Here is a 13,210-nt window from a genome sequence, read left to right as displayed (position 1 = left end):
GAGCTAAACTAATCTTTTATCCTCCAGCGCTTTTGTAACTGCGAAGCATGTATGTATAGAGCCAAATTCCGAAGGCAGCAAATAACACACAAGGGATAATCGCTATAAAAAAATAGGGTTCCCATCGGCCAATCAGTGTAGATGCTGGAAAGTAAGCAATCATGGAAACCGGAAACAGAAAAGAACTCACGGCTACGACTGCTTTAGGAAAAATCGTCCCTGGATAACGTCCAAAAGACTTAATGCTCTCAAACATCTCCGGCAAGCGGGAATTCGCTACCCATTTGAAGGAAATCGCTGCCACAATAAGCGCCACGCCGAACATAACAAGCAGCCCTGCGCCAAACAACAACAGGAACAATAACCAAGAGCCGATGGTCATCCCATCGATTCCGCTAAGTGCGTATACGAACATGATTACTCCTCCGCCTAAAAGCCCGATACTTTCGAACTCAAAAGATCTGGCCAACAGCAGAAAAAGGCTCGAGGTCGGTTTAATTAATACCACTTCCAAAGTCCCTTCTACAACATGAGACATCGTATTCCACATAATTCCGTTAAAAAAAATCCCGGCACAAGCCGTAGACAGAATAAAAACGGATTGAATCAACAGCGCCTCTTTAAAGGTCCAACCTGCAAATGAAGCATTCGAATTATAAATGAATACCGTTACTAGAGGAAACAGCACATTCCCTATGAGCATGATAAGACTATTAAGAATAAAATTAACACGATAAGTGATAGCAGAAGCAATATTCGCCTTCATGCAGGTTTTATATATTTGATACATACGTTTCATGCGCCCACCCCCGTAAAATGCTTAAGCGACACCGCATACAGCACCCGGCAGACAACTCCGGCAATAATTACCGCTATGAGCTGCAGCAATAACACTTGAGGAATAGGTAAGGTTATATCCGCTAAAGTATAGCTACCTGTATAGACCATTGCAGGAAGAAAGGCCGTGTATTGAAAGGGTAAGAAAAAGGACGCCATTTGTAAGGATTTTGGGAAAAATACTAATGGAATCAGCGATCCTGAAAATATCCCTTCGCAAAGATTAAAAAAATTACGAATACTAGAGGATTGCACCATCCAAAAGGCGACCATTCCAATACTATAATGAATGAAAAAATTCATCATAAACGCCATAGCTATCGAAAGAATCGCGTATAGTAAATTTGCGGGTAAGACATCAATATGAAAAATAAAGAAAAAGATCATAAAGCAGGGTAAAAATTCAAATAAAAGCCCAAGTACCCTATGCCCTGCCTTCTGAGACAAAGCAAAGAACATATGATTTAGCGGTCTTAACGAAAACGTAATGAATTTCCCGGTACGAATAAGCATTTGTAAATTCCAATCGGCAAAATCCATCGTCAAATAGTTGATCAACATCGTAGCACAAAAATAGGAAAGCATTTGGGAGAGAGACATCCCGTTGATGTAAGATTCCCCGCTATAAACAGCACTCCATATATAATACTGCACTAAAAAGTACACTGGGCCTACAAAAATAGAAACCATCGAATGCGTCCTGTACGCACTCCATTCCTTATAAGTAACAAAAGCAACCGCCCTCATAATGCGAAAGCGGTGCTTTATCATCTCAAACATAAGTCACATCCTGCCTATCTATAGATATCACATAAAAAAAGTCTTTTTCTTATTCGAGTCCGGACCAGATCACATTGTGGGTGCCAAATACCGCTCTACCGTCCCATACCCCTTTGTGAAAAGGAAGATACCAAACGGCAATCAGCTTTTCAACCGGGTCAACGAATAAGGCACAGGCCCCAGCCCCTTCGTGAAAAAAAGTGCCTTCAGAGTAAGAAGTACTCACATTATAGCGAAGGTCTGGTCCAAGTCCGTATGGTCGATCCGCTCCTGCATCTCCCCATGCATAGTTTGGGATTTTCTCAGAATTAAACCGCTTGGTCATTCTTTGTACCGCCATACGGCTTAAGATATGACCCCCTTCGTATTCCCCTTGATTAAGCAGCATAATTCCGAACTTTTGCAGATCAGCAACTGTGGAATATAAACCACCACCAGTTTCGGGAACGTTGATTTCTTCCTCAGACCTATGTCCCGCGTCCGTAATTTCCCCGTTTTGCAGCTTCTGAAGATATTCCTTAGCCCTTTCCGAACGAATGGCGATCCTACCAGCTTTTTCTGCTGGTATATCAAAGAAGGTATCTTTCATGCCTAACGGTTTTACAATGTGGTCCATTATGTATTTTTCTGCAAAAACACCCGTTATTTTCTCGATAATTGCACCCAAGATCGCGTATCCAAACGATGAATACATCCATTGAGTCCCTACCGGAAAATGAATCCCTTTAGATAGACCGGCTTTAATCCAGTTTTCTTTTCCAAGCTCTGATTCAAAAATATACCACCATGCACTTTTATAGTAAGTATCACTTATAGTGCCAGGATCGGGAGCGATGCCAGAGGTATGAGTCAGTAAATGTGCAATGGTAATCGGCTTAAAAGGGTCGGCATCAAACTCTGGAAGAATAGAACTCACAGGCTGCCCCATAAAAATCTTACCATCATCCGCAAGCTGCCAAATCGCTGTCGCCGTAAATAGCTTCGTAATTGAAGCAACACGAAAAATTGTATCCGTTTTCATTTCCTGGGTGCTTTCTTCTTCGTAACTGAAACGACCTCCGGCAGCACTAGCAAAGATTTTCCCGTAACGACTAAGAGAATAAATATAACCATCGACTACTTTTTTATCACAGAGATCCTCATAAAAATGATTAACTACCTCTAAACGGTCCTCCCTGTAATTCACTTCGTTCAGCTTGCTAAGCTCTGTGGATGATAACATTATTCGCACTCCCCCTTATTATTCAATAAAATACATGATGCATAAATATCTTGCAATAAAACCCAAATAATTGAAAGGGTGATTTTACATATAACTATTTTATACTGCTCCAATAATTCTGTAACAGCAATGCTGTAATCTCGTTAACGGTTTGTCGTTAGAGATTTAACTAGTGCCATTCCACTAACTAGACCAAATACTATTCCATCATGTATGGTTGCGAATTTGAATATCTCCATATTCGAAATGTTAAAATACATTACTAAAGTTGGATACATAAGCAGAAGAAAACTTGGAAGAAACACAATAAACAACAGAAGCCAATTAACAACAAAAGCTTTAGGTAATCCTTCTAATAACGCCAGATAGATCCCATAGACAAACGGAACAATAGCCGTGATCCATACAGTATTTTCTAATTGATAGTTCTTTTGTGCCTCTTCAGTGTAATGACTAATTAGCGAGTTTCCATAATGTAATAAGAGCGCCCCCACTATGATCCAGACAAGATAATATAAAATTTTTGAATTCCGCATCTTCATGAAATCACTCCATTTCTTTTTATATAGTTCATTAGAATGTCTCCATTTAACTTACCATATAATCCATACTTTGGATATTACATTAAAGTAAACTGGCCCTAACTAAAAAGGCTACCTCTCGGCAGCCCTTAATTGAATTCCAACTCCCCTGGAGGATAAGTTTATCTGCGAGGCATGGTGACGCCAGCTTTGTTATTATATTTTTCCGTAGCTTCCTTGATGACATCGTTGCCGCCCTTAGAAAGCCACTCTTCCACAACCTTCGGCCAGTCGCTGATAGGTTCCTTGCCATATACCATCTTTACCATGTGCGTCAGCAGTACCGGAGGAGCCGTGTCCGAGTTAGGTGCAATGTCTGGATTCTTCACCAAGGCATCTAGCCGCGGATCGAACTGAATTCCGTCACGGCCTTCGTTAGCCAGAATAGTATCGTATACATTGATCAAGCCTCTACCTTCTTCTGTCATGTTAAGGACACCCTTATTATAAGTAGTATCCTGCACCATCCAGAGGAATGACTGGCGGTAGCGCTCCTCATCTATAGCGGCGGAATCCGCAGGAGGAGTGTATACGATTTTGCCGTTCTCTTCCTTATAGGTTTCGTCCTTAATCCCAAAGGTAAAGAAGGTTTCTGCCTCTTCGCTCAGCATCCAGTCAAAAAATTTCACAATATCCGCAGCATTCTTCGTACCTTCCTTAATAAAATAAGTGCGCGTGGCGGAGCCGTACAAGTAGGAGCCTCCTTTTCCATCAGGTCCCACTGGCGAAGGAATAATCTCCAGCTTGGCGGATGGCGTCGTAGCCTTCAGTTGCTGCTCCCACTGCAGAAGCTCGTTGGCATTCATCGTCCACATGCCCGCTTTGCCTGAGAGAATCGCATTTTTGTAGTTGGTCGGGTTAATGGTGGCAAATTCCTTGTTGATCAACCCCTCTGTATACATGGTGTTGTAGGTTTGCAACGCCTTCATCATATTTTCGCTATCCATAAACTTCGGCTGAACCTGGCCGTTTACTTCCTCGAACATAGTCAGATACGGAAAAACATCATAAGCGCCAAAGAAAGCATCCGCATATTTGAAGTCTTGGCGGCCCATGTACGGGTTCTCTATCCCCAGCTTTTTGAAGGCACGCAACACAGTCAAGTACTCATCGACCGTTTTTGGAACCTGCAAGCCGGTTTGTTCCAGCAGGTCCTTGCGAATCCAAGTCGCCCGGCGGGAGGGATTGGACAGAAACTCTGGTATTGCATAAATTTTTCCTTGATAGGTGACGTTCTCCCAAGCTTCCTTTGGGATTACTTTCAAAAGGTTCTGGCCGTTTTGCTGCAGCAGATCATCCAAGGGCATGAACACACCAGCTTCAACAGAACCAGCCATCTCCTTGCCATTTACGCCGCCCGAACCTTGAACGACATCCGGAATATCATTAGTGGCGAACATCTGCACCATTTTCTGCTCGAACTCTTTATGAGGAACCAACACTATATCCAAGTCTGTGTTTGTCATCTCCTCCAGCTTTTTCACCCATTTGTCCTTATTCAAGTCGGGTGATTTCTCAACATAGTTAAAAGCCAGCGTCCGCATCGAGATCGAGAATTCAGTTTTCTGCGGCGTATTTGACGCGCCTCCGGCAGTCTCTTCTTTGTCCTTGTTCGAGCAACCTGCAATAACGGTAGCACCCATTACGATAGCCAGACAGATGCCAATCCATTTTTTCATAATATAACCCTCTCCTTGTACAATGGGGTGTATACGTAAAATGAAGATATCTTAAGACTAATAAGCTTTTGGGATCTCAACCCGGTGGGTAATTCCCTGATTCGTAAAGTAGACATGAACCCCATGGTCCTGATCGTCCATAAAGTACGATACGTAATCCCGGCTTCCTGCTTTTTGGGGAATCAGAAGAGTAACGATCCGATGGCTTACGGCCTCTTGAGTAGAGGCAGTCAAATGCCAATGCTCGGGCAGCCCTTCCCATTCTTTCGGATCTACATCTGTAAATTGATTGCTTTGGCTGAGTGTCATTTCTCCCGAGGAACTATAGACAAATCTGCCCTCCAACTGAGCTTTTTTACCATGTACTTTAAAAGATTGATCCTTCAGCTTCATGGGATACAGCGTATGAAACAGCCAATCCAATTTTCCCGGACGTTCCAGCTCGACACTGTCTGCGACAACAAAGTAAGCGCTATTAAAGAAAAATATTTCCCGCATATACCGCTTGATATAGGGCACATTCTCGCGGTAGGCTTCGGTGGCATCCATTTGCGTGTAGTTGATTCCGGGCGTACTATACGCCTTCAACACCTTGCCGTAGGCTGCCATGTTCTTCGACTTGTCCGTGCCAGCATATTGGCCTTTGCCGTCAATAAGAATTGCGTTCTTGGAGCGGGTCTGCCTGCGCCACTGCATATGCATCGTACTGTTGAATGCAACGTAATAGCCGCTTTCAATAGCCAAGGGCTCGCCGAAGGCATGCAGCAGGAAGGCGTTTTGATCCCCATGGCTATGGCTCACAGAGCCGTAACGGCTGCTCTTGGTCAACAGCATGATATGTTCCTGCGGATCCTCCATCCGATGATGCATGGCCACCCATCCCACATCCTGAAACCACTTCAAAGGTTCTGCAGCCACCGGTGGCTCTGAAGAAATCTGCGGATAATCTGTGCGATAAACCATCTCATCGAACCGGAAATCCCACCAGCCGTAGTTATAGAAGATCATCTGGGTGTCAGGGTTCAGTTCCTTAGTTTGCTCAAAATACCATTGGTACTGGCCATTCCCGGTTAAACCGGCGAATTGGCGGATATTGAAGCCCGTTTTGAGATTGACCGGATCTCCCAGTGACGATTGATCGCCGAAGCTGGCCCTCATGGTATCCGGACTGAAGCAATAGAGCGGAAAGTCACCTGTTTTGCGAAAGAAAGGACGGTCATAGAAATTGATTGCCATGTATTTGCGAATTAGATTGAGCGCCTCCGTAACGAATGCCATCTGAGTGGTCCAATACATCGGACCTTCTGCCCACCCGCCATCTTTGCCACCCCATGGGGTATACATGGCGGAGAAGTACTCCAGCGTATAATCAAGCCATTCCTGCGCCTTCTCCTCCTCACCCAACATGGAAATACAACAGGGTACGAGTACAGAGGATAAAGAGCGGATCGCATGGCTGTCATAAGGAACTTGATGGATGCGGGAACGTTCGATGACATGGAATGCGATCTGCCCGGTTCTTCGCAGTAGCGCCTGCCTTACCTTAAGGCGTTCTTCTTCCGTCAGAGAGCCGTGAAGCCAATCATAGCCCCATGCCAACGCTCCGGCTATGCGAAAGGAGCATTCATCGTTGTAATCCCGGCTGGTGGTACCATCTGTGTTCCAGCTTGCAGCATGAAGCAGCCACTCTTTAGCTTTGGCGATAAGCGCCTCGTCCTCTAACACAACTCCAGCTATAGCAAGATGCCGGATAGCATAGAAGACTTCCTGGCAGTCCATATACATCTGCCGCCATAGTGTGGCGACACGCTTATTATCTGGATACGGTGCAGGCTCGGGAATAAGCTCGCGCTTTGTCCAGGGTAGAACGGAATGCTTCAGGAAGTCTTCCCAGCCAGTTGAAATCGGGTCTTGGCGGACAACTTCCCGGTAAGACGGAAGTTGCTCCGATTGAAGCCAAAGCCGCGGATGGTTGGCGGAAACAGCTGAATATCGTTCTGTACGGGAAGGCAGTGGCGTTAGCGGCAATTCATCCTCCACCACAAAAGCTCTTACTTTACTCCACTCGGAACGGATATCATTCTCCCCGATAAGACTGTATCGCCAATAATACGAGCCGGGCGCCAACGGCTTATCCGGGGTAAACAAATTATAGGGAATTCTACTGTAGGTCAACGTATCTTCAGACTCAAATTCAGTTTTTGAGGAGATCTGCAGCTCATACATGCTCTCTTCCAGACAAGCAGGCATCCAAGTAAACCGCGGAGGATTCTCTCCAACATCTATATGTTCATCTGGCCCATACGACAGGTCGAGTACGCCGCTGGTAGGTTGAAATAAAGGTTCTAACATCTCTACTCCTCCGTATTCCGGGACTTTTCCTGAATCAGTCCCGCTTTAGGGTCAAGGCAATACACCACTGCTTGCCCAGTTGTTGCTATTTGGATTTGGGGCGGTTCGCCCACCTGACTCACTAGCTTCAGTACAGCAGGTTCGTGACCGTCCCGATAAACCGTAATAAAATCAACCGACGGGCCTTTGTGCCGAAGCATAATACCTCGTAGCAATCTACTCGGGTCTTCGGCATTACCCGGTGTGCGGATTTCATACATAGTGGAGCCGGGCGCCAGTAGAGTACTCGTGGATACTTCATACTCCCGGCAGGTGCTCACTCCATCATAACGGATATTCCACTCCGTATTTAACGGACAATCCGTCTCATTTTTCATTGCGGACAGTACTTCTACTGAGCCATAACCAGCTTCCAGACCAAGGACTGTCGGAGAGTCCGTCTGGACACGGTGAGGGTCGAACGGTAACAGCAAATGTCCCGTCGGATGAAACCATAAGTCTACTTCCTGACTCCGCTCCGTTACTTGCTCAACATGAAACCAATCCAGCAGCCAACCGTCGGCCAATACAAGATGCCGCTCTAGAACAGCTCCTTCATAGGCGCCGTCTGAACGAATCCATAAGTACGTAGCGTTGCCTTCCTGGCGAAATTGACAGCAGCTTCCGGTATGTGGAGCTTGGGAACGACCTCCGATGGTGACCGTGTTATGGCTCGCAGTTTCGGAATACCATTCCTTGCGCAAAACAGATCCATAAGGAACCATACCCAGTTCGGGAGCAACCTCGCCCCATCGGTGCATAATCGTGATATGAAGCTTGTCGAAATGTCCATGTGATCCGCCATGCTCTCCGAAATCCGCCAGCACGGACAGCGGATTGCCCGGGTGGCGGAGCACGGCGAATCCGGAATCCGGCAGTAGGACAGAGTCTCTCACCCTGTAACTGGTCTGAAGCTCCTTACTCTCACCTGCTCCATACAGCACTGCCTCCAGACCAGTCCTTAATTCCTGCCCGTATAGATATCTATAAGCATTCGCCAGTATTGGCTGGAGACTCGGGTCTTGGTAAACCGCAATACCTATTTCAAATACTTCAGCAATTTCTCGGGCGAAAGGAACGCGCGCATAAGGACCATCATGCACGGCTGGAAGCTCCCCGTTATCGCCGCTAAGCTCTGCCAGCAACTGAAACATGCCACGGATGGATTGTCCCTGTTCTCCTTTGGCAGCATAGAGGTCAATCCCGAAGCGCCCGTACATCTCGGCTGCTATGAGATAAGCCCGCAATACAAAAATATGGTAGTACGTGCTGCCTTCAAATTCAAAACCATCTGGCTTCACGCCAATGGACAGATGATGATAGAATCCGCCTTCTCCCTCCAGCAAAGAAGCAAGCTTTTCTCTGGTACCTTTGGCGGCATATACACAAGCCAGGCTAGCATTCAGCCATGCGGTATAATTGTTCTCTGCATTCTTCTTCTCGTAAATGAGGATGTGGCGGTATTGCTCCATACTCTCCTCCAGCATCGTGAAGAACACTTGCAGCTTTACCTCTTCCTCCCCAGTGAACGTTACTCCATGATCCACAAGCAGCAGATAGGCCCGAATAAGCGTAGTGGACCAGATAGCCTCTGTCAGCGCCTGATGAAAGGCACGGCCACTAAGCATCCAGGGTTGAGCATCGGGATGAACCGGATACAAAGGAAACTGCTCCGCATAACCTACAAGAATCTTCCGGGCTAAGCTGCTGTAGAATTCTTCTCCGTCTGCGGCGAATACCACGGCAGATTGCAGGGCGTATCGCGCCATTGCCTGATGCCGGTATACCAGCCATGCTCCCCGGTAGGGTTCACCTTCCAGCTTGCAGCCCTTCGGGCAAGAAAAGACAACCGCATCTTGCTCCATAACATCGAAGATTAGCTCAGTATGATGCTGGGGACATACATATTGGTGCCACCAGCCACCAGGTTCTGTCGGGAGCAGAATCTCTTCTCTCCGGAAGGGATCCAGCTCCATTTTCAATTTATCCACCTCAAGACCAACCCAGGAAAAAGTATCTGCTTTCTCCTTAAGGTTCATCATCGCATGAACAAGCCTCCGTTAATTTCAATAATTTCGCCTGTCAGATAATCCGACAGCTCTGAAGCGAGGAAGAGTGCCACATTGCTCACATCCTGTGGAGCACCTTCCCGGCCCAGCGGAATCTTCGCAATCGTTGCCTGTCTTGCCGCATCCGCAGTAAAGGTAGCATGGAAAGCGGTCTGACCGATAAATCCAGGAGAGATAGCGTTTACATTAATCCCGTGAGGACTCAGCTCCTTGGCAAGTCCCTTGGTATAAGACCATACCGCAGCTTTGCCCGCTGCATAAATGGAAGCCCCCGGTCCGCCGCCGTCATGGGCCGCAAGGGAAGATACATTGATGATTTTACCGCTTTTCTTGGCAATCATCCCTGCGGATACGGCTTTGCAGGCAAACACGCATGATTTAAAATTGACGTCCATCACCTTGTTGTAATGCTCTTCGTTCATTTCAGTATTGGGAACCCGATTGATCATGCCGCCTGCATTGTTGACGAGAATATCGATGGTTCCGCCGAAATGCTCCTCTATTTCCTTTACCATATTTTCCAATTGGGCAGGACTTGTTGCGTCTGCCTGAAAAGCATAAGCTTCTCCTCCGGCCTGACGGATCGCTTCCACCGTCTCCTCCGCAGAACCGAACAAATAGTTTACCGCCACTTTGGCGCCGGAAGCAGCCAAAGTCTCCAAGATTTGTCGGCCTATCCCTGCATTGGACCCTGTAACAAGCGCAATTTTACCAGTCAAATCAATTTTCATTGCCTATTTCCTCCTAATAGTAATTTTTTCTGAAAACATCTTTTTCCTCACTCCGCAGGCATGGATAAGATCAACCGGGTTCCCTCATTCTCCACGCTTTCGACACTTAATCCGTATTGTTCACCGAACACCATTTGAATTCTCCGGTGCACGTTCATGAGCCCGATTCCACCTCTATGATAGAGGGAGTCTCCTTCCGTATCCGCCAGCTGATTCAGATTCAGCTTCTCACGAAGCTTATCAAGCCGTTCGCGGGACATCCCTGCGCCGTTATCCTCTACAAGAACTAGAAAACGATCTCCCTCTTTTCTGGCGTCGATTCTAATATAGTGCTTGTCTTCAATTCCCTCGGGAAACGCATGCTGAAAAATATTTTCGATCAAGGGCTGAAGTGTAAGCCTGACCATCTTAGCCAGTAGCAGCGTCGGCGGAATCACTACGTCAATTTCGAACTCCCTGCCGATCCGGTGCTTGAGAATCGTCATGTAGCTCAGTACATGATTAAGCTCATTGGCAATCGTAATTTCCTCCAGATTAGTTTGGATGGAGTAGCGAAGCATGAATGCCATGGCCTCCACTATTTCTGTGATTTCATCCGAATCCTGAACGACCGCATAACATTTGATAGTCTCTAATGTGTTATATAGATAGTGCGGATTAATCTGCAGCTGGAGTGCCTGGAATTCAGCTTGATGACGTTCCAGAGCCTCCTTCTGGGTGGTAAGCTCCGCTTCGTATACCCGCTCAATCATTTCGGACAGCCGGGTCACCATGAGATTGTAGCTGCGCATCAATCCCCCCAGTTCATCCTGACGGCCGTTCATCTCAAGCCTGCGCCACTTGCCTTTTTCCGTCTCCCTCATGCCCTCCTTAAGAATCAGGATGGGCTTCGTGATGGATCGTCCGAACCAGGCTGCAAGGAGCAGTGTGCCGACAAGCGTGAGAACTCCCACCACCAGCGTGGTCGTACGAATGGTAGAAATAGGCTTGCGCAGCTCACCAACGGGTATGGATACTACAAGCTGCCATTTGGAATATTCGGATTTTCTCGACACGAACAAATACTCTTTCCCGTCTACTTTTTCCACCACAGAGTCATTTGGGTGTTGAAATACGTTCTGAATGTGCTCAGCAGATAACCCAGGGTGGTTATTATTCCCTTCCGCCCGGTAAAGGAGCTTGCCGAATTCGTCCATGATAAAATAGGACCCGCCCTGTCCCAGATCAAGAGGTTCCCATATACGGGCCAGATCCTCAGCCTTGAATTCAATGGCGACTATACCTTTGGGACGATAGGAAGAGACCCCTCTGATTCGGCGGACCATCGTAATAATGTTCTTATCCCCTTCATTCATCACATTCGTGTTGAGAATGGTGATGCGGCCGCTCTCCGGCGTATGTTCGCTTAAGAAACGGTAGCGTTCCTGAGGATGAAACTGCAGGCTATGTGCCTGATAGGAGTTATCATCGCTAATGGCCTTGCCGTGTTCACCGATGACGTACATCAGATTAATCTGGGGATACAGAATAAACAAAGAACGAAACAAATACTTCTGAATGTCATTCGTATATTGATAGTAGGAGAAGCTATCCTCCGGGTCCATATCCAAGAACTCCTTGACTTGATTGTAGGACAGGATGGAATCGCTAGCCTTTTCATAATTTTGCAAATACAGATCCGTTTGATAAGACGCACTTCTGATGACTTGAGCAATGGACTTCTCAGAAGACTTATCCAGCTCAGCCGAAGCCTGAAAATAAGAGATAAATCCAACCATGGACAAGGATAGAAGAATGACGGTCAGAAAGGAGGCAAACAGCTTGTTCGACAGACTCTTTCTCATCAATCGATCCCCAGCTGGTTGCGGTACTCAGAAGGAGCCAGCCCGGTGAACTTTTTGAACGTCTTCGTAAAATGAGGATGGTCTGCATACCCGACTTCATAGGAAATATCGGTGATCCGATAGCTTGCATCGGCAAGTAATCTTTTGGCCTTCTCCATCCTGCGTTTTATGCGGTAATGTACAAAGGTCTCTCCTGTTGAGTGCTTAAACATCTGGCTGAAATAAGAGGCATTTAGCCCAAGCACTTCCGCCACTTCTTCCAGCGATACTTCCTGGGCGAGATGCTTTTCAATAAATGCTTTAGCTTCCTCTATCGGATCCTTCGCTTTACCCTTGCGCTTTCTACGAAGCTCTTCCAATATAGCTGCTGACGCTTCTGCGAAGCAGTGAAATAACTGCTCAGGTCCAGCTGCTGCGGACAAGTCTAACAGGCTTTTACCGGGTGTAACTGAATTGACAAGCAGCTTCTTCACGAGTAAAGCATAGCCCTCTTCCAGAAGCTCTTTTTGCTGAATCCGGCTCATCTTACGCTGGAGGAAGTCAGTTTCCCATTCCTTCAGTACAAGGTACAGCCTTTCTTTATCCAAGGTCCAGATGGCATCATCCATACGCACGACCCATTCATCGAGCTTAGCGACAGAGACAAAACTCTCTAACTTCTCTCTATGCGCTTCCAGTTTGGCGATCACATTTTGAAGGTTCCCTTTGCTCACGGGTTTCAGGAGATATTCTTTCACTCCATAGGACACGCATTGGCGGGCGTATTCAAAATCCCCATAACCCGAGATGACAACAGTCTGAATATCCGTCTCCATCTCCGACAGCCGCCGGCACAGCTCCAGTCCGTCTACCTTGGGCATACGGATATCTGTAAAAAGAAAATCCGGCTGCTCCTCCATAATGAGCTGGATGGCCTCCTCGCCATTCTGGGCCAGCTTAATGTTATACAGATGCTCGCCGCATTGCTGGATCATGATAGAAAGTCCCTTTCGAATCATGGGCTCGTCGTCTACGATTAATACACATCTCATCCATGGATACCACCTTCCGATTCGTCTCGCTTAACGCGTTCCTAT

10 protein-coding genes are annotated in these 13,210 nt (G+C 46.8%); all 10 read right to left on the bottom strand.

Going from position 1 to position 13,210, the window contains the following annotated elements; all coding sequences use genetic code 11:
- Positions 1–16: 16 nt before the first annotated feature.
- The 10 genes from MHH89_RS02010 to MHH89_RS01965 all read right to left on the bottom strand — a co-directional run bounded on the left by MHH89_RS02010 (position 17) and on the right by MHH89_RS01965 (position 13,165).
- Positions 17–799 carry an ABC transporter permease gene (locus tag MHH89_RS02010; protein ID WP_036689373.1) on the bottom strand — a complete coding sequence of 261 codons (783 nt, stop codon included), beginning with the start codon at positions 797–799 and terminating at the stop codon, positions 17–19.
- Positions 796–1,617, bottom strand: a complete 822-nt coding sequence (locus tag MHH89_RS02005) for an ABC transporter permease (RefSeq protein WP_076191374.1) — start codon at positions 1,615–1,617, stop codon at positions 796–798. Before MHH89_RS02005 ends, MHH89_RS02010 begins: the two co-directional genes overlap by 4 nt.
- A 49-nt stretch (positions 1,618–1,666) precedes the next feature.
- Positions 1,667–2,839, bottom strand: coding sequence for a serine hydrolase domain-containing protein (locus MHH89_RS02000; RefSeq protein ID WP_076280250.1), 1,173 nt, complete (start codon positions 2,837–2,839; stop codon positions 1,667–1,669).
- A gap of 143 nt (positions 2,840–2,982) precedes the next feature.
- Positions 2,983–3,381, bottom strand: a complete 399-nt coding sequence (locus MHH89_RS01995; RefSeq protein ID WP_076218084.1) for a hypothetical protein — start codon at positions 3,379–3,381, stop codon at positions 2,983–2,985.
- A 161-nt stretch (positions 3,382–3,542) separates the two neighbouring features.
- On the bottom strand, positions 3,543–5,099 hold the full coding sequence (locus tag MHH89_RS01990) for an extracellular solute-binding protein (protein WP_076309872.1): 1,557 nt from the start codon (positions 5,097–5,099) through the stop codon (positions 3,543–3,545).
- A gap of 57 nt (positions 5,100–5,156) precedes the next feature.
- Entirely contained in the window at positions 5,157–7,451 is a 2,295-nt protein-coding gene (locus MHH89_RS01985) for a DUF4962 domain-containing protein (protein ID WP_341086183.1), read from the bottom strand.
- 2 nt (positions 7,452–7,453) lie between these two features.
- Positions 7,454–9,532: a heparinase II/III domain-containing protein gene (locus tag MHH89_RS01980; RefSeq protein WP_076309870.1), complete on the bottom strand. Its 2,079-nt coding sequence runs from the start codon at positions 9,530–9,532 to the stop codon at positions 7,454–7,456.
- Positions 9,529–10,290 carry an SDR family NAD(P)-dependent oxidoreductase gene (locus tag MHH89_RS01975; protein ID WP_076186672.1) on the bottom strand — a complete coding sequence of 254 codons (762 nt, stop codon included), beginning with the start codon at positions 10,288–10,290 and terminating at the stop codon, positions 9,529–9,531. Before MHH89_RS01975 ends, MHH89_RS01980 begins: the two co-directional genes overlap by 4 nt.
- Positions 10,291–10,337: 47 nt before the next feature.
- On the bottom strand, positions 10,338–12,134 hold the full coding sequence (locus MHH89_RS01970) for a sensor histidine kinase (protein WP_076130133.1): 1,797 nt from the start codon (positions 12,132–12,134) through the stop codon (positions 10,338–10,340).
- Entirely contained in the window at positions 12,134–13,165 is a 1,032-nt protein-coding gene (locus MHH89_RS01965; RefSeq protein WP_341086181.1) for a response regulator transcription factor, read from the bottom strand. The genes MHH89_RS01970 and MHH89_RS01965 overlap by 1 nt, the downstream gene beginning before the upstream one ends.
- Positions 13,166–13,210: the final 45 nt, after the last annotated feature.

This window comes from Paenibacillus sp. FSL H7-0323, assembly GCF_038002725.1.
In the GTDB taxonomy this organism is placed as follows: domain Bacteria; phylum Bacillota; class Bacilli; order Paenibacillales; family Paenibacillaceae; genus Paenibacillus_AQ; species Paenibacillus_AQ odorifer.
Note: the sequence above shows the minus strand (reverse complement) of the source record. Positions and strands in the feature narration are given on the sequence as shown.

Bases quoted from the DNA above. Each gene is read 5' to 3' on its own strand.
- MHH89_RS01965 (WP_341086181.1), bottom strand. From the start codon at position 13,165: ATGAGATGTGTATTAATCGTAGACGACGAGCCCATGATTCGAAAGGGA.
- MHH89_RS01975 (WP_076186672.1), bottom strand. From the start codon at position 10,290: ATGAAAATTGATTTGACTGGTAAAATTGCGCTTGTTACAGGGTCCAAT.
- MHH89_RS02000 (WP_076280250.1), bottom strand. From the start codon at position 2,839: ATGTTATCATCCACAGAGCTTAGCAAGCTGAACGAAGTGAATTACAGG.
- MHH89_RS01970 (WP_076130133.1), bottom strand. From the start codon at position 12,134: ATGAGAAAGAGTCTGTCGAACAAGCTGTTTGCCTCCTTTCTGACCGTC.
- MHH89_RS01990 (WP_076309872.1), bottom strand. From the start codon at position 5,099: ATGAAAAAATGGATTGGCATCTGTCTGGCTATCGTAATGGGTGCTACC.
- MHH89_RS01985 (WP_341086183.1), bottom strand. From the start codon at position 7,451: ATGTTAGAACCTTTATTTCAACCTACCAGCGGCGTACTCGACCTGTCG.
- MHH89_RS01995 (WP_076218084.1), bottom strand. From the start codon at position 3,381: ATGAAGATGCGGAATTCAAAAATTTTATATTATCTTGTCTGGATCATA.
- MHH89_RS02010 (WP_036689373.1), bottom strand. From the start codon at position 799: ATGAAACGTATGTATCAAATATATAAAACCTGCATGAAGGCGAATATT.
- MHH89_RS01980 (WP_076309870.1), bottom strand. From the start codon at position 9,532: ATGATGAACCTTAAGGAGAAAGCAGATACTTTTTCCTGGGTTGGTCTT.
- MHH89_RS02005 (WP_076191374.1), bottom strand. From the start codon at position 1,617: ATGTTTGAGATGATAAAGCACCGCTTTCGCATTATGAGGGCGGTTGCT.